This window comes from Enterobacter sp. ECC-019 (assembly GCF_043974075.1).
GTDB lineage: Bacteria > Pseudomonadota > Gammaproteobacteria > Enterobacterales > Enterobacteriaceae > Enterobacter > Enterobacter asburiae_D.
Window position 1 is genome coordinate 1,812,732 of sequence record NZ_CP143759.1, and the last position, 22,150, is coordinate 1,834,881.

At 59.0% G+C, this 22,150-nt stretch carries 18 protein-coding genes; 9 read left to right on the forward strand and 9 right to left on the reverse strand.

What is annotated here, in order from left to right; genetic code table 11:
• Positions 1-44: 44 nt before the first annotated feature.
• The 3 genes from V1566_RS08460 to V1566_RS08470 all read right to left on the reverse strand — a co-directional run bounded on the left by V1566_RS08460 (position 45) and on the right by V1566_RS08470 (position 4,149).
• Positions 45-1,220: an IS4 family transposase gene (locus V1566_RS08460; RefSeq protein ID WP_395303820.1), complete on the reverse strand. Its 1,176-nt coding sequence runs from the start codon at positions 1,218-1,220 to the stop codon at positions 45-47.
• 182 nt (positions 1,221-1,402) lie between these two features.
• Positions 1,403-2,647 carry a mechanosensitive ion channel family protein gene (locus tag V1566_RS08465; protein WP_395305584.1) on the reverse strand — a complete coding sequence of 415 codons (1,245 nt, stop codon included), beginning with the start codon at positions 2,645-2,647 and terminating at the stop codon, positions 1,403-1,405.
• A gap of 65 nt (positions 2,648-2,712) precedes the next feature.
• Positions 2,713-4,149 carry an MFS transporter gene (locus V1566_RS08470; RefSeq protein ID WP_395305585.1) on the reverse strand — a complete coding sequence of 479 codons (1,437 nt, stop codon included), beginning with the start codon at positions 4,147-4,149 and terminating at the stop codon, positions 2,713-2,715.
• A 107-nt stretch (positions 4,150-4,256) separates the two neighbouring features.
• Between V1566_RS08470 and V1566_RS08475 the strand changes: the two genes are divergently transcribed.
• The 3 genes from V1566_RS08475 (at position 4,257) to V1566_RS08485 (ending at position 5,863) form a co-directional block, all read left to right on the forward strand.
• Positions 4,257-5,126, forward strand: coding sequence for a helix-turn-helix domain-containing protein (locus V1566_RS08475; RefSeq protein WP_213821175.1), 870 nt, complete (start codon positions 4,257-4,259; stop codon positions 5,124-5,126).
• A gap of 139 nt (positions 5,127-5,265) precedes the next feature.
• Positions 5,266-5,595 (forward strand): type II toxin-antitoxin system RelE/ParE family toxin, encoded by a 330-nt coding sequence (locus V1566_RS08480; RefSeq protein WP_395305586.1) that lies wholly within the window; start codon positions 5,266-5,268, stop codon positions 5,593-5,595.
• A complete protein-coding gene (locus V1566_RS08485) occupies positions 5,576-5,863 on the forward strand; it encodes a helix-turn-helix domain-containing protein (protein ID WP_221550537.1) in 288 nt (95 codons plus the stop codon). Before V1566_RS08480 ends, V1566_RS08485 begins: the two co-directional genes overlap by 20 nt.
• Before the next feature lie 36 nt (positions 5,864-5,899).
• On the opposite strand, the gene nfsB is transcribed toward V1566_RS08485, so the two are convergent.
• From nfsB to V1566_RS08500, 3 genes are all read right to left on the reverse strand, one after another.
• Entirely contained in the window at positions 5,900-6,553 is a 654-nt protein-coding gene (nfsB, locus tag V1566_RS08490; protein ID WP_395305587.1) for an oxygen-insensitive NAD(P)H nitroreductase, read from the reverse strand.
• A 120-nt stretch (positions 6,554-6,673) separates the two neighbouring features.
• A complete protein-coding gene (locus V1566_RS08495; RefSeq protein ID WP_395305588.1) occupies positions 6,674-7,042 on the reverse strand; it encodes an MmcQ/YjbR family DNA-binding protein in 369 nt (122 codons plus the stop codon).
• Positions 7,032-7,622: a TetR/AcrR family transcriptional regulator gene (locus tag V1566_RS08500; RefSeq protein WP_395305589.1), complete on the reverse strand. Its 591-nt coding sequence runs from the start codon at positions 7,620-7,622 to the stop codon at positions 7,032-7,034. The genes V1566_RS08495 and V1566_RS08500 overlap by 11 nt, the downstream gene beginning before the upstream one ends.
• A gap of 190 nt (positions 7,623-7,812) precedes the next feature.
• Between V1566_RS08500 and V1566_RS08505 the strand changes: the two genes are divergently transcribed.
• Together V1566_RS08505 and V1566_RS08510 are read left to right on the forward strand one after the other, a co-directional pair.
• On the forward strand, positions 7,813-8,916 hold the full coding sequence (locus V1566_RS08505) for an MBL fold metallo-hydrolase (protein WP_395305590.1): 1,104 nt from the start codon (positions 7,813-7,815) through the stop codon (positions 8,914-8,916).
• Positions 8,917-8,948: 32 nt separating this feature from the next.
• Positions 8,949-9,290 (forward strand): RamA family antibiotic efflux transcriptional regulator, encoded by a 342-nt coding sequence (locus V1566_RS08510; RefSeq protein WP_010428317.1) that lies wholly within the window; start codon positions 8,949-8,951, stop codon positions 9,288-9,290.
• Between the two features lie 107 nt (positions 9,291-9,397).
• On the opposite strand, the gene V1566_RS08515 is transcribed toward V1566_RS08510, so the two are convergent.
• Positions 9,398-11,542, reverse strand: coding sequence for a TonB-dependent siderophore receptor (locus V1566_RS08515; RefSeq protein ID WP_395305591.1), 2,145 nt, complete (start codon positions 11,540-11,542; stop codon positions 9,398-9,400).
• A gap of 123 nt (positions 11,543-11,665) precedes the next feature.
• Between V1566_RS08515 and V1566_RS08520 the strand changes: the two genes are divergently transcribed.
• A complete protein-coding gene (locus V1566_RS08520; protein ID WP_395305592.1) occupies positions 11,666-13,234 on the forward strand; it encodes an alpha/beta hydrolase-fold protein in 1,569 nt (522 codons plus the stop codon).
• Here the strand turns inward: V1566_RS08520 and V1566_RS08525 are convergent.
• A complete protein-coding gene (locus tag V1566_RS08525) occupies positions 13,220-13,468 on the reverse strand; it encodes a DUF1158 domain-containing protein (RefSeq protein ID WP_010428319.1) in 249 nt (82 codons plus the stop codon). The two genes, V1566_RS08520 and V1566_RS08525, sit on opposite strands and share 15 nt — an antisense overlap.
• Before the next feature lie 479 nt (positions 13,469-13,947).
• Here V1566_RS08525 and V1566_RS08530 point away from each other — a divergent pair, with 479 nt between their 5' ends.
• The 3 genes from V1566_RS08530 to V1566_RS08540 all read left to right on the forward strand — a co-directional run bounded on the left by V1566_RS08530 (position 13,948) and on the right by V1566_RS08540 (position 20,995).
• Positions 13,948-16,656 (forward strand): cation-transporting P-type ATPase, encoded by a 2,709-nt coding sequence (locus tag V1566_RS08530; RefSeq protein WP_395305593.1) that lies wholly within the window; start codon positions 13,948-13,950, stop codon positions 16,654-16,656.
• 109 nt (positions 16,657-16,765) lie between these two features.
• Entirely contained in the window at positions 16,766-17,830 is a 1,065-nt protein-coding gene (locus V1566_RS08535; RefSeq protein ID WP_213328769.1) for an efflux RND transporter periplasmic adaptor subunit, read from the forward strand.
• A gap of 9 nt (positions 17,831-17,839) precedes the next feature.
• On the forward strand, positions 17,840-20,995 hold the full coding sequence (locus V1566_RS08540; protein WP_395305594.1) for an efflux RND transporter permease subunit: 3,156 nt from the start codon (positions 17,840-17,842) through the stop codon (positions 20,993-20,995).
• Here the strand turns inward: V1566_RS08540 and V1566_RS08545 are convergent.
• A complete protein-coding gene (locus tag V1566_RS08545) occupies positions 20,925-22,046 on the reverse strand; it encodes a YbdK family carboxylate-amine ligase (protein ID WP_395305595.1) in 1,122 nt (373 codons plus the stop codon). The genes V1566_RS08540 and V1566_RS08545 overlap by 71 nt on opposite strands.
• Positions 22,047-22,150 lie beyond the last annotated feature (104 nt).

The following is a 22,150-nucleotide window of genomic DNA, read 5'->3' on the forward strand; positions in this document are numbered from 1 at the left end:
TTTTCTCCCTCTCCTTGTGGGCTGAGGGATCCCCAGTAATATGGTCATACCACCATGACCATATTACTGTACTCTTTTCCCAGCTTTTTTATCTCGTTACCTATATTCAGCCGCCTCACTTTTCCAGGCTCATGCCGGATGACTTCTTCTGCCAGACTCAGGTAAGACAGGACCCGCCTGTGTCTGATACTGCTTGCCTGATAATGCCTGTGTAAGCACTGCCTTTCTGCCCTGTAACCTGCCAGCCACAGCACCAGACTTGCCATCGCTGCGACCAGATTCAGCACTTCCAGCCGCCCTTTTCCCTGACTCCGGCTCAGCCTCAGACCGAACCCGAAGCGGGGACTTTTGTCGTCCCGGAAGTTCTGTTCTATCTGCATTCTGCGGCTGTACAGCGCCATTATCTGGTGCGGCTCCAGCCCCTCTGCATTACTGAACAGCAGCCAGGGCTCACGGGCGCTACTGCGGTGTTCCCGCTGTGTTTTTGGCATTCCCCCTTTTCCCTGACGCCCTGCGTCAGGGCGCTTATGCAGATAGAACCGGCCGTAACAGGGCGCTCGTGGTTTACGGGACAGGACACCGTAACCCACGCAGACCGGTTGTCCGGTAGCCTCAAGCTCGCTGATTTTCATCCACTTTTTATCTCCGTCCAGCCGGAAGCTGATACAGCCCCTGACCCTGCCGGTGAAGCGCCAGCCCAGCTGGCTGACATGCCGGAACCAGTCTGTCCGGAAGCCTGCATCCGTAATGATGGTAACGGCTTTGTCTTTCGGGATGGCGTCATGCAGGCGGTCAAGGAAGCGGCACTGTACACCGCTGTTCTGCGCCAGCTCTGCGGGGACAACTTCACTCATAAGCGGAAGTGAGCGGCCATTACAGACCAGGCTTGCCCGCAGAAGATGCCAGTTCCTGTCATGCCAGCCGGTCCAGTCGACAGCGATAACACAGAAGGGCATCAGGGAGGTGATGGTATGTGTGAGCAGGTGCTGAATACGGGGAATATCACGGTGAAGGGCGGTATTGCCCAGGGCACGGTCAACACGTTTGATTTTATTTTTAACGTGCGCCCTGCCGGGAAGGGTACGTCCCAGGCTGGTCAGGGTCAGACTGGCACCGTGCGTGAGGGCGACGGCCATGGAAACAAGGACATTGACCCGGAAGCTGTGAATGTCAGGTAAAGACGCGGAGAAAAATTTCTGGCAGACTGTCTGTAAAGGCACGATGAGGTCTCTTCTGATTTGTTAGCGCAACCAGTAGATCACACTTCATCGTGCTTTTCATTTTTTTGGGGAACCCTCAGCCCGGTGGGAGAGGGTCGGGGTGAGGGCACCAGACCGCACCACACCAGACCGCACCTGCCTTCACGCCCGGTGGCGCTTCGCTTACCGGGCCTACAAACGAATTAATTGGCGATAACGCCCGCCAGGGAGCGAATATCATTCCCTGTCGGCGACTGGTGAATACGCAGCCCAAATTCATCCACCACCGCGAAAATATGGTCGAAGATGTCAGCCTGAATCTCCTCATATTCTGCCCAGACCACCGTGTTGGTGAAGGCATATATTTCAATCGGCAAACCATTCGCATCAGGCGCGAGCTGGCGCACCATCAGCGTCATATCTTTGCGAATACGGGGATGGTTGCGCAGATATTCATTCAGGTAGGCGCGGAAGGTGCCGATATTGGTCATCTTACGCAGGTTTAATACCGAGGCCCCTTCACCGTTCTTCTGATTCCACAGGTTAATTTCCTCATGTCGCGCGGCCAGATAAGGCTTCAGCAGCTTCGCCTGAATCAGCTTCTGCTGCTCCTGCTCGTCGAGGAAATGAATGCTGGTGGTATCGATATTCAGGCTGCGCTTAATGCGTCGACCGCCGGACGCCGACATACCGCTCCAGTTGATAAAGGCGTCGGAGACCAGCGCCCACGTCGGAATGGTGGTGATGGTGTTATCAAAATTGCGCACTTTTACGGTGGTCAGGCCGATGTCCGTCACCGTGCCGTTGGCACCGTATTTCGGCATTTCCAGCCAGTCGCCGAGCTTCAGCATATCGTTGGCGGAAAGCTGAATTCCCGCCACCAGTCCGAGTATCGGGTCTTTAAACACCAGCATCAGAACGGCGGCCATGGCGCCCAGACCGCTTATCAGAATCGCCGGGGACTGGCCGATCAGCAGGGAGATAATCAAAATCCCCACCAGGATGGCGCTCACCAGCTTGATGCCCTGGAAGATCCCTTTCAGCGGCAGCTGCGATGCGGTGGCCATTTTCTGCGACAGATTGAAAATCACGTCCAGCAGCGAGAAGAAGGAAAGCAGGGCATACACCATCACCCACAGCTTTGCGCAGGTGGTGAGCATTTCCGCTGCTTCGCTGCCCTTTTGCAGCCACAGTACCGCCTGGACGTTGACGATTATCCCCTGAAGGGTGAAGGCCAGACGGTGAAATAATTTATTCTGGGTAATGATCTGCAACCACAAATGGCTGCTGGCCTGCGCGCGTTTTTCGAACGCGCGAAGCACCACTTTGTGCAGAATAAAATGAACGATGATGGCGGTAAGAAAAATAATACCAAAGATAATCACTAAAGAGGTGGTGTGATTAATTTCAATGCCTAACTCTTCAACCTGAGCAATTAATTCCTGCATAACGTCTCCTGTATTGATGCAGCCCCATAATGGCGGCTGCGGATCTATTATGCAAATTCACGGGCTTATTTGGTGGCCTGGCAGACCTTTACCACCGGCAGGCACAGGCGATGGCGGATGCGCAGCGTCGCCAGGGCCAGCGCCACCATCATCGCCGTTTCCACCATCAGGAAGACGTTCACCGCCTGGGTGTAATCCCCGCGATGATTCTGCAGCGCGTGGAGCAAAATTGCGCCAAAAATAGCCGGGCCAAGCCCCAGCGCCGCCTGCTGCAGCGTGCTGAGAATGGCGCTCGCGGCTCCCGCGTCGTCAGGCTGAATATCGCGCATCCCGATGCGGTAGAAGCTGTTCACGATCAGCGCCTGCCCGTAGCCGACCAGCCCGGTCGCGGGTGCCAGCGTCAGCGCAGTATTCTCCATTCCCCAGACGCGGAACGTGGCGATCAGCGCCAGCAGGCCGGCAATCTGGATCGCCAGACCGGTCAGCAGAATGGTACTGGTGCTGTAGCGAGCAATCAGACGCGGCGCGAACCATGCTGAGATAAAATAAGTTACCCCAAGGGCGATGAAACTGTTCCCTGACTGCCACGGTGCCATCCCCAGACCGGTTTGCATGGTGAGCGCCATACAGAACATAAACCCGGACCAGACGCTGAAAAAGAGCATCGCAATCAGAATGCCAAAGCGAACGCTGCGAAGCTGCAGCAGGCGCGGCGGGATCAGCGGGTGGGCATTCTCACGCTCCTTTTTGCGCGCGTTCAGCGCCATCAGCCAGGCCAGCGGGATAATGGCGAGCAGCATCACCTTTAGCGGCCACGACCAGTGCCACTGGGGGCCGAGCGCCATCGGGAACAGCAGGCAGCAAAGCACGATCGCCAGCAGCACGGTACCCGGCCAGTCGATGCGTGACGGCATCTCGCGACGGGTTTCGGGTACGAAATGGCGACTCAACGCCAGCACCACCAGACAGATCGGCACGTTGATAAAGAAAGCGTTACGCCAGCCCAGCCCGGCGATATCCGCCGATACCAGCCAGCCGCCGCCCATTTGCCCGACGATAAACGCAATCCCACCGATGCCGCCAAACAGGCTGATGGCTTTGGCGTGGGCGGTACCTTTCAGCGTCACGTGCAGCGTGGCAAGAATTTGCGGCATGATCAGTGCGGCTCCCGCACCCTGAACGATGCGCGCGGCCAGCAGCTGTTCAATGTTCCCCGCCATCCCGCACAGCAGCGAGGCCAGTCCAAAGCTCGCGACGCCCCACATAAACAGACGCCGACGGCCAAAGTTATCCCCCAGCTTGCTGCCGAGCGCCAGGCAGACGGCGAAGGCCACGCCGTAGAGGGCGACAATCAGCTCCAGCTCGGTGGCGGTGGCGTGCAGCGAGTGGGTGATGGCATCCAGCGCCACGTTGGTGATTGAGGTATCAATCATCGGCAGCATCTGGCCGGTTAAGAGCAATATCAGGCCTGCGCGGCCCGGTGAAACAACTGACGTATTCATGGGATCTCCATTGCGTCATTCATCAGATGGTCGTAGCATCAACCATCTGATAAACGGGTACCAGTTCTTGCTTATACTGGTACTGGCACTACCATGCAGGGGGATTTATGGCGCTGATGTCTGAACCCGTCGTCTCACTTCAGGATGACACCCGAAAACAGCTGGGGGCATTTTTACGCGCACGCCGTGAAAGCCTCGATCCGCAGCGTCTCGGCCTGCCGCGCAGCGGCCGTCGCCGCACGCCGGGTCTGCGCCGGGAAGAGGTGGCGATGCTCGCTGACGTGGGCGTGACATGGTACACCTGGCTTGAGCAGGGCAGGGACGTGAATCCGTCGAGCGCGGTGATGGCGGCCGTGGCGAAAGCCTTGCAGTGTACGCCGACCGAAGCCCGGCACCTTTTTGTGTTAGCCGGGTTGCCGCCGGGCGAAGCGCCGCAGGCAGTCTGCTGCGAGGGGATCAGCGAAGGCACGCGCCGCCTGCTTGATACCCTGCTGCCAAAACCTGCCAGCATTCAGAAACCCAATTTCGATATCGTGGCGTGGAACGACAGTTTTGGTCATCTGATGGGCGTCGATTTTAATGAAATCCCGCCGGAAGATCGCAACTGTATTTACCTGTTCCTCACCCACCCGGCGTGGCGCGCGCGGCTCGGCAGACGTGACGATGTGCTGCCGATATTTGTTTCCTATTTCCGCGCGGCGATGGCCGAACACCGGGGCGACCCGCTGTGGGAAGCGAAGCTGGCGCGCTTCTTTGCGGTGTCCGAAGAGTTCAAAACCCTGTGGCACCAGCGCAACGATGTGCGCGGCGTGGAGAACCAGCTCAAGCTGTTTACCCATCCCGAGCTGGGGGAGTTTACGCTGCAGCAGATGTACTGGTACTCCGCGCCGCGAAACGGGTCGCGGCTGCTGGTGTATCTGCCGGTGGATGAGGCGGGGGAGCGGGCGATGGAATGGCTGGCGGAGCAGGGGAAATAAGTTTTTTGCGAGACGCTTTCAGGGAATCAACGCGGATCCGGTTCTGCCTGTTTAAAGCGGATAAGGTAAGACACGAAAGGCTAAATTAGCCTTTAATGCAAATTGCCTTATATGCTAATATCATCAGGGATGAGAAACCGTGTTCAGACTTATTGTTCATGAGGCGGTCAGGGAAGAGATTCTCTCACTGCCTTCTGGGGTACAGGCGAAGCTGATTCGCCAGCTTGATAAATTACGCACTAACCCGACAGCACTACGAGAACCCAACAGCAAACCCTTACCCTATGGTTTGTTTGAAATCAGAACCGTCGGGCTGATTAACACTCGTGGGATCTACGTGTATCAGCGGGAAAAGACAATTTTTCTGCTGCGGGTGTTTATCAAGAAAACGCAAAAAACGCCCACAGCTGAACTCCGTCTGGCATTGAAACGACAACAGGAGATGTTGGATGAGCAAGAAGATTATTGACTGGGATGAACTCAGATCTGAACTGTTAAGCAATTCAGAGGTACAGGCTTCTTTTGATGCAGAAGAGCGCAAGGAACGCCTGCGGGAGATGCTAGCGCAGTGGCGCGACCATGCTGGTCTGACGCGCGCGCAGGTGGCGGAGCGAATGGGCGTCAGCGCACCCACCGTATCAAGAATGGAAGCCAATATTACCCGTGCGAGCCTTGATACGTTAACGCGTTATGCGCTGGTGTGCGGGGTTAAACACCCGCAGATTACGCTTTATTGAAAACAGGCACGCCGGAACCCAGCGTGCCACTAAGGATCAGCACTCGGTCACAATCGTGCTCAGCGGCAGGCGTGACTTCGGCAGCGTGGCGTTGAAATCTTCTACGCTGTGGTGCCCAACCGGTACCACCACCAGGCTGGTAAAGCCTTTCTCTTTCAGGCCAAACTCTTCGTTGAGAATAGCGGCGTCGAAACCTTCAATCGGTACCGCGTCCAGACCCATTGCGCCCACGCCCAGCAGGAAGTTACCGACGTTCAGGTAAACCTGCTTCGCCATCCACTGGTCGTCATCTTTCAGATCCACACGGTGCATGTCGGCGAAATAGGTACGGCCCTTATGGTTCGCCGCTTTGGCTTCTGGCGTGTTGAAACGGCCATCGGCCTCTTCCTGATCCACGACGCGCTCCAGCCAGGCATCGTCCAACGCGGTTTTCGCGCAGAACACCACCACGTGAGAAGCATCCAGCATTTTGCGTTCGTTGAACACATAGGTGCCCGCGGCGGATTTCGCCACGCGCGCTTTTCCTTCCTCGGTGCTGGCCACAATGAAGTGCCACGGCTGGGAGTTGGTGCTGGACGGGCTGAACTGCAGCAGGGTTTTGATTTTTTCCGCTTCTTCCGCGGTCAGTTTTTTGCTTGCGTCGAACGCCTTGGTAGAGTGGCGTTTCAGGGCGACAGAAATGATATCCATAACAACTCCTGGTGATGAAATTCGCCCGCTCGCGGGCGCGAAAGGAAAGCAGATTACCGCGCGAAGCGGCAAAAGATAAGTGCAATTCGAGCGCTTAATCTGTTCGTCTCAGACGAACAATCAGACCGGCCGGATCCACTTCTGGTCTTTTTTCGGCAGCTTATCCACCACCAGATTCCAGGAATCATTGATGAGATCGGTAACCAGCTCCGGCGTCACGTCGTCAGTGCCGTAAAGGGAAATCCAGTGCTTTTTACTCAGATGGTAGCCCGGCTCTATCCCGCGATAGATCTGCTGATTTAACAGTGATTTTTCCGGGTCTGACTTCAGGCTGACGTGCGGCCGCCCGTGCGCGACCGCGACGATCATGAAAATCTTTCCGCCCACTTTAAACACATCAAACTCCGGCCCAAACGGCCAGCAGTGATCGGTGAAGGGCAACTCAAGGGCCACGCGCATTGCGTGTTCCTGCAAGGATTTACTGTCCATCGCTATCCTCCTGAGCCAGCCCGCGCCACATGGCCTCAAAACCCAGCGCTTTAAAATCGACGGCGCGTGACGGATCGCGGGTGGCAAACTCCATGGTGGTTTCCGCCAGCGATAAGAAAAGCGCATCGCCAAACGTTTTAAATTCATCCGACATAAACACCGGGCGCACCGAGCGGCGGCACAGCTCATGGAGTTCCGGGAACATCTCTTTCACCGCCTGTTCCGTTTCGGCGCTCAGCTTTTCACTGACGCCAATCTGGCGGATAGCCGCATGAGAAACGGGGTTACGAATACCCCAGTCCACGTAGCTGTTCCAGATATTGCGGGTATGTTCTTTAGGAAGCGTGATGGTGCGATCGAGGTTTGCCAGCATAGCCTGGCAGAGATCCTGCTTCAGGTGCAGATAGAGGGCATTTAGCAGATCGTCTTTAGTCGGAAAGTAGCGAAACAGGGTACCTTCGGCGACGCCCGCCTTACGGGCAATGAGCGCCGTTGAGGCGGCGATACCTGACTGTGCAAATGCCGCCGTTGCGGCTTCCAGTAAGGCCTGTTTTTTATCTTCACTCTTCGGACGTGCCACTAAATTTTTCCCCCTGTCAATTGTAAAAAACCTGATTGAAACACGTGCTTTGACACGCTGCAACGCGGAATGTCAAAGATCGAAAACGTCTTGACGACTTTATCATCATATCTATAATGAGTGCTTACTCACTCATAATCAAGTTTACCCCGCGCAAACTATCGGATAGGGCGCGTTTTCGGGTCAGGATATGAAAAAACCTCTCTTCATCTGCGTGGTGTTAATCATGATCATAGCTTCAGCTGCGAGTTTACCGTTTGTTCTGAATGCCGGATTCGGCCAGCCACCGCAGGGTGAGCAGCTCACTGAAGTGGAGGCCTCCCCTCAGTATCGCGAGGGAAAATTCCACAATACGCTGCCGACGCCGGGTTATAACGGCGACAAAAATATGCTGGTCGCGACGTGGGATTTTCTGACCCAAAAAACCGAAAACGCGCGCCCGGCCCAGCCGCTGCCGCTGGTGAAAACCGATCTTACGAGCCTGCCGCTGGAGCAGGACACCCTGGTGTGGCTGGGTCACTCCTCGTGGTACCTGCAGCTCGCGGGTAAACGCATCCTGATTGACCCGGTGCTTGGCAACTATGCCGCGCCGTTCTCGTTCCTCAATAAAGCCTTTGCCGGCGATTATCCGTGGCGCGCGGAAAGCATGCCGGAAATCGACCTGCTGATTATCTCGCACGATCACTACGATCATCTGGATTACGCCACCATCAGGGCGCTACTGCCGAAGGTGAAGCGCGTGGTGACGCCGCTGGGCGTGGGATCCCACCTGCGCTACTGGGGAATGAAGCCTGAGATTATTGACGAGCGTGACTGGAACCAGTCGGTGCGCATCAGCGATGAACTGGCGGTGCATGTTCTGCCAGCGCGTCACTTCTCCGGGCGCGGCATCAAGCGCGATCGGACCCTGTGGGGCAGTTTTATGTTCGTCACGCCAGAGCAGAAGGTTTATTACAGCGGGGATTCCGGCTACGGCCCGCACTTTAAGACCATCGGCGAACAGTTTGGTGAGGTGGATTTGGCCATCATGGAAAATGGCCAGTACGACCAGGACTGGAAGTACATCCACATGCTGCCGGATGAAACGGCGCAGGCCTCGGCGGATCTGAACGCGAAAGCCGTGGTGCCGGGGCACAACGGACGATTCGTGCTGGCGAAACACGCCTGGAACGATCCGCTGATCCAACTGGCGCGCGCCAGCAAGGATAAAAATTATCGGCTGCTGACGCCGGAACTGGGTGAGCCCGTGCGGGTGAGTGATACCACTCAGGCATTTCGCGAGTGGTGGGAATAATGTTTAAGCGAGAAGCAGAGGGGGACAGCTGTATGACCATTTCCGCTCAAGTCATCGACACTATCGTCGAATGGATCGACGACAATCTGCACCAGCCATTACGTATAGAAGAGATTGCCCGCCATGCGGGTTACTCGAAGTGGCATCTGCAGCGGTTGTTTATGCAGTACAAAGGGGAGAGCCTGGGGCGTTATATCCGTGAACGCAAGCTGCTGCTGGCGGCGCGCGATCTGCGTGAATCCGACGCTCGGGTGTACGATATCTGTCTGCGTTATGGGTTTGACTCGCAGCAGACGTTTACCCGCATCTTCACCCGTACGTTCAACCAGCCGCCGGGGGCGTATCGTAAAGAGAACCATAGCCAGACACATTAACATGTCGCGTGTAGGCCGGGTAAGGCGTAGCCGCCACCCGGCTTTTTTATTGGCACAATGTCCGTAAGTTGCCCGGTGGCGCTGCGCTTACCGGGCCTACAGGTAACTTACCACCGGTAATTCACCGTTGCCGTCACCGTACGGCCAATCCCGTAGAAGCACGCCGTATCGCTTGCGCACGACGCCACATACTTGGTGTCCGCCACGTTATTGACGTTGAACTGCACGCTCGCCCCTTTCAGGCTGCGGTTCATCTCGCCCAGATCGTAGCTCAGCATCGCGTCATACAGATCCACCGACGGCACCTTGAAGGTGTTCTTCGCATCGCCGTAGCTGGTGCCGATGTAGCGCATCCCCACGCCAGCGGTCAGACTCTTCAGCGCGCCGCCCGGAACGGTATAGCTGGCAAACGCCGATGCCATATGCGCCGGAATGCGCGCAGGCGTTTTGCCTTCTGTTCCCGCCACCGTCGTACTTTTGGTTTTTGCATCAGTGTAGGTATACGAACCGATCAGGTTGATGTTGTCCATCAGCGTGGAATGGATTTCCGCCTCAACGCCTTTCGAACGCACCTTGCCCGCGTTCTCGAACCAGCCTTCGGCGCTGTTATAGGTCGCCACGTTGTCCTGGGTTAAATCGTACAGCGCGAGGGTCATCAGCGTGCTGTCGACCGGCTGATACTTCAGGCCAATCTCGGTCTGCTCCCCGGTGGTTGGCTTGAAAGGCGCAACGCCCGGCGCGCGGTTGGTTTGCAGGTTCGGTTCAAACGAGGTGCTGTAGCTGACGTACGGCGACAGGCCAGAATCGAACGCGTACAGCAGTCCGGTTCGCCAGGTGAACTTGCTGTCGTTCTGCTGGGTCACGCTGCCGTCGGTGAAGTCGTTTGTTCGCACTTCGCTCCAGTCGTAGCGCCCGGAGACCAGCCATTCCCAGCTGTTCCAGCTCATTTGATCCTGCAAATACAGGCCCATCTGGTCGAGATTTTGCTGCTCGTCGCTGGCGGTTTTGAAGGTGCTCTCATCCACGTTCACGCCGTACACCGGGTTCGTCCAGTCGAGGTCATACTGTGAACCGCTCCCGCGTGCCAGCAGCTGTTTATCTTTGCTGGTCTTGTAGTCGAACCCGCCGAGCAGGGTGTGGCTGACGCTGCCGGTCTCCAGCAGATACTCAAGCTGGTTATCCAGGCCAAATTCGTTGGTGGTGCGCTCTTCATGCTGCGCGCGTCGCGTTAATACCGTGCTGTTGGCCGCGCTGCTGGCGTAGACGAGGTAACGGTAATTCTGTTTGATGGCGGCGTAACGCGCGTTCTGGCGGAAGGTGAGGTCGTCGGCGAACTGATGTTCCAGCTCGTAGCCGATCGTCGTCTGCTCGCGCCAGGACTGATTGTAATTCGGATCGCTGACGTTAAAGTCGCGCGGGATGTATTTCCCGTCGACGCTTTTGACCGTGCCGTAGGCGGGCAGGAAGTTGCGGTAGCCCGCATCCGGATCCTTCTGGTAGCTGGTCAACAGCGTAAAGCGGGTCTGGTCGTTCGGGTACCAGGTGATGGCAGGCGCGATCGCCATCCGCGTCTCTTTATAATCATCCACCTGATTATGCTGGGTACGGGCGATACCGTTGACGCGATACAGCACGCGGCCGTCGTCGCTCAGCTTGCCGCCGAAATCAAACGCGCCTTCTGCCAGATCGTTATTGCCGGTGCGGAACTGCACGTTATGGATGGATTCCGCGGTCGGCCGTTTGCTGGTCATGCTGATTAACCCGCCCGGATTGACCTGACCAAACAGAACCGACGCCGGGCCACGCACCAGCTCCACGCGCTCCAGTAACCACGGGTCAATCGTACCCGTCTGGGACGAGGCCGTAGCGCCGAAGCTCAGGCCGTCGAGGAATTTCGGCACATAGCTAAAGCCGCGCACGAACACCTCGTCGTTACGGTTCGACGAGCCGCGGTACTCGGTAAACACGCCCGCCGAGTAGCGCAGCGCCTGCGACACGGACGTCACGTCCTGCATCTGCATTTGATCGCGGGTGATCACCGATACCGACTGCGGCGTTTTCACGATCTCCGCGCGGGTCTTGGTCGCGGAGAGCGTTTGGGTTGCCACAATCCCTTTTACCGGGGCGGTAGGTTCTTCACTCACGCCCTGCGTCACCATTATGGTTTCTTCTCTCGTTTCAGCCTGAGCCGCCACGCTGGTCGTCGCCAGACTCAGCAGCCACAGTTGCATTATCTTATTATTCTTAAACATTTTTTCCACTCGTCCTTGGTTGCTATCGCCATAAATACACCGTTAAAACGCGTTAGATGATATTGCAAATTATTACCATTTGCATTAGCGTTGATAACAAATTTCGTCAGGGAACAAGCGGTAATGAAGAGGGTATGGAGCGGATTATTACTCGGGATAGGTGTGCTGCCTGCGGTGGCGGCAACCTGCGAACACTCTTCCCGGCAGGGAGACGTCCAGGGGAAGTTTGATGCCAGCGGTGAAGTCTGTTTTATGCTGCCAGAGCTTGCTGAAAATTATGTCTCCGCCAGGCTGCATGGCGTGACGGATGCCCGCCTGCTGGACGGGCAAAACCGCCGCATTCGTACGCTGATTGAAAATGGGCCCGCCGATGGCGAACACACGCTGCTTTTTGCCCTGCCGGAAAAGCAGAGCGCCTCGCTGGTCCTGCACGGCGAAGCGGGTAAACCCTGGCGTTTTCAGTGGCGGATGAAAGAGACATCTGCGCTACCGCGCGTACAGATGCTGGCACCTGAAAGCCCGACGCTTCAGGCGCTGGCAAAAGAGATTGCTGCCGGAGGGCGTACCGACGCGTTCTGGCAGACGCAGATTCGGCAGGGAACGCCGATGGTGGAGCCGGTAGACGCAGAACATAAGCGCGTCACCTTCCTGTGGCGCGGCGCGCGGGATAACGTCTTTATTCTCGGCTCACCGGCGGGGGATCACGACCCGCTGTTCCGCCTGGGCAACAGCGACGTCTGGTTCCGCAGCTATGTGGTGCCCGCCGACACGGTGATGCAGTACAAGCTCGCGCCCGATGTGCCGATCGTCGAGGGTTCCTCACGCGATCAACGTCGCGCGATCCTGGTGAGCGCCCAGGTCGATCCGCTCAACCCGAATACCTTTGGTGAACAAAAGACGGATCGCTGGAACCGCTATTCGCTGCTCGATCTCAGCCCGGCACGCTATTGCTCCGTGCAGGCCACGGCCCAGCCGCTGGTCCACGAGTCATTAAGCCGCCAGAGCATCACGAGCAATATCCTCGGTAATTCCCGCCAGGTGATGATCTATAAACCGCGCGGCGCACAGCCTGCACGCTGGACGCTCATCCTCTTCGACGGGCAGATTTATCAGGACGAGTACCATTTCGCTAACGTGCTGGACGGTCTGATCGCCCGCCATCATCTTCCGCCGATTAACGTGGTGTTTATCGACAGCCTCGATCACGCCCGACGCGGCAACGAGCTGCCGCCGAACCCGGATTTCGCCGACTTTATGGCGCATGAACTGCTGCCGTGGCTGCGCGGGCAGGGCATTGCGATGCAGCGGCAGAAAACGGTGCTGGCGGGGTCGAGCTACGGGGGAATCGCGTCGTCATGGGTCGCGCTGCGCTATCCGCGCCTGTTTGGTAACGTGCTGAGTCTTTCAGGTTCGTACTGGTGGGCACCGAAAGGCGAAGCGCCCGGCTGGCTGACGCGGCAATATCAGCAGTCGCCGCCGTATCCGGTGCGCTTCTGGCTGCAGGCCGGAAAGTTTGAAACCACGGGGCCGGGCGGGGGAATTTATCGCACTACGCAGGATTTCGAACGCGCGTTGAGGGAGAAAGGGTATCGCGTCAGCTTCCATCCCTCATCCAGCGGCCACGATTACGCGGCCTGGTGTGAAGCGCTGATCCACGGCATGCGTGACTTCACCGGCTTACGACGCCAGTGAAAACCAGCGGCGCCAGACGAAACGCAGGATAAAGAATTCGATGGCGCCGAGTGCCAAAAACCACAGGCAGAACAGAATGGTGTAGAGCTGGTTCAGATCGACCATATGGAAGGTCGTCATCAGCTTCTGCGCCAGCACCAGACCCAGCGACGGCGCGGGTAACAGCAGGCAAGAGATCAGGGCCAGCAATAAAATGCCCCCCGCCGTAAGCAGCGATTCTAACGGGTGTTTCATCGTAATGTTAATCGTCAGTTAAAAATGTCATTGTCCGGCATTCTGTAACGTAAAGCAATATCAGCCCCGCTGGCCTTTTTGAATAAAACAAAGACATTATTAATGCGAATAAATAACACTATACGACCCGGTGTTCATATTAATATCGCGTTATGTAAATAAATGTCCGTATCAGGAAAATAATTTTACAAATGTATAGGTGCTATAACCAATTAACGTGGCAATAACAATGGCTGCGACAATGTATAACGCCAGGCGTCGTCCGCGATAAATACCAAACATGGTTCCCCCTCGTTTAATGTTGGTTTAGAAATATTTTGTAAAAATCAGGTCATCGAAATAGTTTTAATCAGTTTTGAATAACCGAGAAGTCATTATATTGCGGTAGATCAATTTTACCCGCAAGACTTAAAAATGAATTTATTTAAGCCAGAAAGGAATTCAGGCTTCTGTTCACCGGATATTGAAGGAAAAATACGATGACCGAAAAAAAAATGTCCCCAAACGTGCCGCCTTCCGGCGGGCTGGCATACCAGCAGACCGCAGAGCAGGTGCTTACGCACCAGCAGAGCCAGACCAGCGGTCTGGATCGTGCAGAGGCGCAGGCGCGTCTGCAAAAATCAGGTCCGAACGCGCTGCCGGAGAAAAAAGGTAAACCCGCCTGGCTGCGTTTTTTGGCTCATTTTAATGATGTGCTGATTTATGTCCTGCTGGCCGCCGCCGTATTAACGGCAGTAATGAGCCACTGGGTGGATACGCTGGTTATTCTGGGCGTCGCGGTAATCAATGCCTTAATTGGCCATATTCAGGAAAGCAACGCGGAAAAATCCCTGAAGAGTATTCGCAATATGCTCTCCAGCGAGGCGCGCGTTATTCGTAACGGTAACCACGAAACGATACCCACAACTGAAATAGTCCCGGGCGATATTATTGTATTACGCGCGGGGGATCGTATTCCGGCGGATATGCGTTTAATCGAAGCGCATAATTTACGCGTGGAAGAAGCGATTCTGACCGGTGAATCCACCGTGGTGGATAAGCACATTAATCCGCTGAGCGGTGAACTGCCGCTGGGCGACCGCACCAATATGGTCTTCTCCGGGACGACCGTCAGCGCGGGCGGTGGCGTCGGCGTGGTCACCGCGACCGGTAAGGATACGGAGCTTGGCCACATTAACCAGATGATGGCGGGCATCGAAAAGCACCGCACGCCGCTGCTGGTGCAGATGGACAAGCTGGGTAAAGCGATCTTCGCCATTATCCTGGCAATGATGGCCGCGCTGTTTGTCTTCAGCCTGGTGTTCCGCGAAATCCCGATGGGCGAGCTGCTGCTCTCCCTGATTAGCCTTGCGGTGGCCTCCGTGCCGGAAGGCCTGCCGGCGATTATCTCCATCATCCTCTCTCTGGGCGTGCAGGCGATGGCGCGCAAGCGGGCAATTATCCGCAAGCTGCCGACGGTCGAAACCCTGGGCGCGATGACCGTGGTGTGCTCGGATAAAACCGGCACCCTGACCATGAACGAGATGACGGTGAAAGCCATCATCACCGCCGACGCCTGCTACCGCGTGGACGGCAACAGCTACGAGCCGGTGGGCAACATCTACCTGGAAGGAAGCGACGAGCCGGTCCATATCCAGCCGGGCACCGTGCTGGAGCAGTACCTGCGCACCATCGACCTGTGCAACGACAGCCAGATGATTCAGGATGAGCGCGGCCTGTGGGGCATTACTGGTGGGCCGACCGAGGGCGCGCTGAAGGTGCTGGCGGCGAAGGCCAGCCTTGAGCCGGTCATGACCACGCTGGTTAACAAGATCCCGTTCGACTCGCAGTACAAGTACATGAGCACCCACTACCAGATTGGCGGTGAGGAGCAGATCCTGATCACCGGTGCGCCGGACGTGATTTTCGCCCTGTGCGCCGAGCAGCAGACCCGTAACGGTGCGGAAGCCTTCAACCGCGCGTACTGGGAAACCGAAATGGAGCGCTATGCGCGTCAGGGGCTGCGCATGGTTGCCGCGGCGTTTAAGCCAGCGAGCGGCGAGCAGGAGCTGACGCACGACGACCTGAGCCACGGCCTGATCTTCCTCGGCATCGCCGGGATGATGGATCCGCCGCGTCCGGAAGCGATTGATGCGATTAACGCCTGCCAGCAGGCGGGGATCCGCGTGAAGATGATCACCGGGGATCACCCGCAGACGGCGATGAGCATCGGCCAGATGCTGGGGATCACCAACAGCGAGCAGGCGGTCACCGGCTACGAGCTGGAGAAGATGGACGACGCTACGCTGGCGGAAGCCGCGGTGAAGTATGACATCTTCGCCCGCACCAGCCCGGAGCATAAGCTGCGCCTGGTGAAAGCGCTGCAGGATAAAGGTGAAATCGTCGGCATGACCGGTGACGGCGTGAACGATGCCCCGGCGCTGCGTCAGGCTGACGTGGGCATCGCGATGGGCATCAAGGGCACGGAAGTAACCAAAGAGGCGGCGGACATGGTCCTGACGGACGATAACTTCGCCACCATCGCCAGCGCGGTGAAAGAGGGGCGTCGCGTTTACGACAACCTGAAGAAGACCATTCTGTTCATCATGCCGACCAACCTCGCGCAGGGGCTGCTGATTGTGATCGCGCTGCTGGCGGGCAACATCATTCCGCTGACGCCGGTGCTGATTCTGTGGATGAACATGGCCACCTCCGCCACGCTCTCCTTCGGCCTGGCCTTTGAGGCCGCCGAGCGCAACATCATGCGCCGTCCGCCACGTCAGACCGGGCAGCACGTGATGGACGCCTACGCCGTATGGCGCGTGGCCTTCGTCGGCACCATGATTGCCATCGCCGCCTTTGCGCTGGAAGCCTGGCTGGCCCCGCGCGGCCACAGCGCGGAGTTCATCCGCACCGTGCTGCTGCAGATGCTGGTCTGCGCCCAGTGGGTGTACATGATTAACTGCCGCAACACCGAAGGGTTCTCCCTGAACCGTGGCCTGCTGGCGAACAAAGGGATCTGGCTGGTGACGGGCGTGCTGTTCCTGCTCCAGGCGGCGATTATCTACCTGCCGTTTATGCAGATGCTGTTCGGCACCGAAGCCCTGCCGCTGCGCTACTGGTTTGTGACCCTGGCCGTTGCAGGCGTGATGTTCTTCGTCGTCGAAATCGAGAAGCGACTGACCCGCAGGTTCCGTAAGGCTGCATAACCTTTTGCCCTCACCCTAACCCTCTCCTATGGGGAGAGGGGACTCTGACCTCCCTCGCCCCTTTGGGGTGTACGGGCCGGGGTGAGGGGAACACATCTGAGGTACACCCATGAAACTCCCACTCCTGTTCGCGCTCCTCGCCTGCACCCTGCAACCCGTATTCGCTGCCGCTATCCCCGTTCGCGTCGCCGCCGTGGAGCAAACCGCCCATGCCGCCGAGCGCCAGATCCCGGGCCGCATCGAAGCCATCCACACCGTTGAGCTGCGCGCCCGTACGGAAGGCGTGATTACCAAAATTCACTTCCGCGACGGGCAGTACGTGAAAAAAGGCGACGTCCTGTTCGAGCTGGACGACGCCGAGCCGCGCGCCGCCCTGCGCCTGGCGCAGGCCGAGGTGAGAAGCGCCGAAGCCACGCTGCGTCAGGCGCAGCAGCAGCTTTCCCGCTTTGAAAGCCTGGGCAGCAGTAACGCCATCAGCCGTCACGACGTGGATAACGCCCGCATGCAACGGGACGTCGCCAGCGCCGCGCTGGAGCAGGCCAAAGCCCGGCTCGACACTCGCAGCGTCACCCTGAACTACACCCGCATCGCCTCGCCGATTGACGGTCGCGTGGGGCACAGCCAGTTCCACGTCGGCAGCCTGGTCAACCCTGCCAGCGGCGTGCTGGTGGAGGTCGTGCAGCTCGACCCCATCCGCATCGCCTTTGCGCTGGAAGAGGGGGCGTTTGCGACCAAAGCCGGACAGCATGCGGATATCAGCGCCATGAAGCAGGCCTGGCAGGCGTTAATTGACAGCAACGGCCAGCGCGTCAGCGGTGAGCTGACCTCCGTGGACAACCGCATCGATCCGCGCACCGCCAGCGTGATGCTGCGCGCCGAGTTCGCCAACCCGCGCCATCAGCTCCTGCCCGGCGGCAACGTGAACGTGATCCTGCGCCCGGCCAGCGAGCAGCCGGTCCTGACCCTGCCCGCCGCCGCGGTCCAGCAGAACGGCGACGGGTTCTTTGCCTGGGTGGTTAACGCCGACGGCAAAGCCGAAATGCGCCCGCTGAAAATTGCCGGGCAGATTGGCCAGCAGTTCCAGATTACCTCCGGCGTGAAGCCCGGTGAGCGAGCGATTACTGACGGCGCGCAGCGCGTGCAGCCCGGTGCCGCCGTCCAGATACTGAATTAAGGAGCCATCATGCTGACGTTTTTCATCAAACGCCCGCGCTTCGCGATGGTGATTGCGCTGGTCATTACCCTGCTGGGGGCCATCGCGCTGAGGATTATCCCGGTGGAGCAGTACCCGCAGATCACGCCGCCGGTGGTGAATGTGTCGGCCAGCTGGCCGGGCGCCAGCTCGGCCGACGTGGCGGAGGCCATCGCCACGCCGCTGGAGACCCAGCTGAACGGCGTGGATCACATGCTCTATATGGAGTCGACCAGTTCGGACGAAGGCACGTACAGCCTGAACATTACCTTTGCGGCGGGCACCGATCCGGACCTCGCCGCCATCGACGTGCAAAACCGCGTGGCGCAGGCCGTGGCGCAGCTCCCGACCGAGGCGCAGCAAAATGGCGTGCAGGTACGCAAGCGGGCCACCAACCTGATGATGGGGGTAAGTCTTTACTCACCGAATAACACCCACACGCCGCTGTTCGTCAGCAACTACGCCAGCACCCAGGTGCGCGAGGCGCTGTCTCGCTTGCCGGGCGTCGGACAGGTGCAGATGTTCGGTGCGCGCGACTACAGCATGCGCATCTGGTTGCGTCCGGACCGCATGAACGCCCTGAACGTCACCACCGACGACGTGGCGCAGGCGCTGCGCGAGCAGAATGTGCAGGGGGCGGCAGGCCAGGTCGGCACGCCGCCGGTGTTTAACGGCCAGCAGCAGACGCTGACCATCAACGGGCTGGGGCGCTTAAGCCAGGCCGACGACTTTGCCAACATCATTATTCGCGCCGGGGAGATGGGCCAACTGGTGCGCCTGAAGGACATCGCCACCATTGAACTCGGCTCGCGCAGCTACAGCTCGGGCGCGCAGCTGAACGGGCACGACTCCGCCTACCTCGGCATCTACCCGACGCCGTCCGCCAACGCCCTGCGCGTGGCCGACGCGGTGCGCGCGGAGCTGGAGCGCCTCTCGACGCGCTTCCCGGACGACCTGGTCTACGAGGTGAAATTCGACACTACCTCTTTTGTTGCCTCCACCATTAAGGAGATCGGCGTCTCGCTGGCGCTGACGATGCTGGCGGTTGTGGTGGTCGTTTCCCTGTTCCTGCAGAGCTGGCGCGCGACGCTGATTGTGGCGCTCGCCATTCCGGTGTCGCTGGTGGGCACCTTCGCGGTGCTCTACACGCTCGGCTACTCCGCCAACACCCTCAGCCTGTTCGCCATCATTCTGGCGCTGACCATGGTGGTGGATGACGCCATCGTGGTGGTGGAGAGCGTCGAAACGCTGATGGCGGAAGGGCAGAGCCGCACGGCGGCGACCGCGCTGGCGCTGCGCCAGATTGCCGGGCCGGTCATCGCAACGACGCTGGTGCTGCTGGCGGTGTTTGTGCCGGTGGCGCTCCTGCCGGGGATTGTCGGCGAGCTGTACCGCCAGTTCGCGGTGACGCTCTCCACCGCCGTCACGCTCTCAAGCCTCGTGGCGCTGACCCTGACGCCCGCCCTGTGCGCGATGCTGCTGCGTCCGCGCCCGGAGAAACCTGCGGCAGTCTATCGCGCCTTTAACCGCGGGCTGGACGCCACGCGCGGTTTCTACACCCGCATCGTGCATGTCTTAAACCAGCGTCCGTGGCTGGCGCTGCTGGCTACCGCGGGCGCGGCGGCCGTGGTGGCGTTCAGCTTTATGTCGATGCCAAAAGGCTTCCTGCCGCAGGAGGACCAGGGCTACTTCTTCGCCAGCGTCCAGCTGCCGGAAGCGGCCTCGCTGGAGCGCACCGAGGCGGTGATGACCACGGCGCGTGAACTCATCGCCAAAAACCCGGCGGTGGAGGACGTGATTCAGGTCTCCGGGTTTAACATTCTCAACGGCACCAGCGCCTCCAACGGCGGGTTTATCTCCATCATGCTCAAAGACTGGAGCGAGCGTCCGCCGATGGACGAGGTGATGGGCACCCTGCAGCGCCAGCTGCTGGCCCTGCCGGAGGCGACCATCATGACCTTCGCGCCGCCGACGCTGCCGGGGCTGGGCAACGCCTCCGGCTTCGACCTGCGCATCCAGGCGCAGGCGGGGCAGAGCCCGGCGGAGCTGGAGCGCGTCACGCGTGAGGTGCTGGCGAAAGCTAACCAGCATCCGCAGTTGAGCCGCGTGTTCACCACCTGGAGCAGCAACGTGCCGCAGCTGACGCTGACCGTTGACCGCGAGCGCGCCGCGCACCTCGACGTGCCGGTGTCGCGCATCTTCAGCAGCCTGCAAACCGCCTTTGGCGGCACGCGCGCCGGGGATTTCAGCGTCAACAACCGCGTCTACCACGTGGTGATGCAAAACGAGATGCAGTGGCGCGAGCGCGCCGGGCAAATCAGCGAGCTGTTCGTGCGCAGCAACAGCGGCGAGCGGGTGCGCCTGAGCAATCTGGTCACCATTACGCCGACCGTCGGCGCGCCGTTCCTGCAGCAGTACAACCAGTTCCCGTCCGTGTCGGTGAGCGGCTCGGCGGCGGCTGGGGTGAGCAGCAGCACCGCGATGGCGGCGATGGGCGAACTTCTGGCGGAGAATTTGCCAGCGGGATACGACTACGCCTGGAGCGGCATGTCTTATCAGGAGCAGCAGACCGGCAATCAGGCGATATGGATCGTGCTGGCGGCGGTGGTGATGGCGTGGCTGTTCCTCGTTGCCCAGTACGAGAGCTGGACGCTCCCGGCGAGCGTGATGCTCTCGGTGCTGTTCGCCATCGGCGGGGCGCTGGTCTGGCTGTGGTTGGCGGGCTACGCCAACGACGTGTACGTGCAGATAGGTCTGGTGCTGCTGATCGCGCTAGCGGCTAAAAACGCCATTCTTATCGTGGAGTTCGCCCGCGCGCGGCGCATGGACGGGATGGCGATTGTTGATGCCGCACGTGAAGGGGCCTCGCGCCGCTTCCGCGCGGTGATGATGACCGCCGTGTCGTTCATTATCGGCGTCCTGCCCATGATGCTGGCGACCGGGGCAGGTGCCCAAAGCCGCCGCATCATCGGCACCACGGTGTTCAGCGGCATGCTGGTGGCGACCGTGGTGGGGATCCTGTTCATCCCCGCGCTGTTCGTGCTATTCCAGCGCCTGCGCGAGTGGGGCCACGGCCTTACGGACTCGTCGCCCACAGCTCGCAGTGCTTCTGCACCAGAGAAATCAGCGAGCCGCCGTCGGCGATAAACTCCCGCATGCGCTGCGCCTCGCTCTTGCCCTGTTTTAACAGCAGGGCGATTTCATTGATTGCGCTCGTCGCGCCGAGCTTCTCAGCCGACGGCGCAACCTGCTCCAGCAGCCACGAAATGTCTTCCGCCACGGTTTTGTGCTCGCCGGTGTGCACGTCCGTCAGGATCCCCTCCAGCCCGTAGCGACAGGCCTGAAAACGGTTAAAGCGGTACAGCAGAAAATCTTTTTCCTGATGCTTATAGGGCCGCGCGGTCAGCAGCCAGTGGGACGTCGCCTGAATAAGCCCGGCGATGTTAATGGCGTGGCCGAGCGTCAGCGGCGTATCCATCACCCGCACCTCGACGGTGCCGAAGTGCGGGCTGGGGCGGATGTCCCAGTGCAGATCCTTAATGCTGTCGATCATGCTGGTCGAACTCAGGCGGCGGAACAGCCCCTCGAACTCCTGCCAGCTGTTGACCCACGGCATCTGGCCGTTATCCGGGAACCCCGAAAAAATGTTCAGTCGCGACGAGGCGAATTTCGTGTCCGTGCCCTGCATATACGGCGAGGCGGCCGCCAGGGCGATAAAGTGCGGCACGAAGCGCGACAGGCCGTGCAGCAGGTAAATCGCGTCGTCCCCGGTTCGACACCCCACATGCACGTGCTGGCCGAACACCGTTGCCTGCAAAATCAGATAGCCAAAGCGCTCCAGCGTGACGTTATAGCGCTCGTCGTCGCACACCTCCTGCCGCTGCCACTTCTGGAACGGATGCGTCCCGCCGCCGCAGATCTGGATATGCTGCTCCGCCGCCGCGCGCAGGATGCTCTGCTGCATCACCGAGAACTGCGCCGCCGCCTGGTCGATGTTCTGGCACACGCCGGTGGCGATTTCGAGCATGCTTTCAGTGATGTCGTGTTTGACCTCGCCGCCTTTGATGTCGTCTTTGACGGCGGCGATAAGCGCGGAGGAGTCCTGGCTCAGATCGTAGCCCGGCGGGTTAACCACCTGCAGTTCGAGTTCGATGCCGAGGGTGAAAGGTTCAGAGGACTTAAAATCGGGTAAAGGCATGGCGCACTCCGTTGACTGTTGTGTGTTGAGTATAGACAACGACGTGGCGCTCACTTTTCAGGGTGGTATAACTGTTAGCAGGCTTAGCGAAAAGGGGAGTTAAC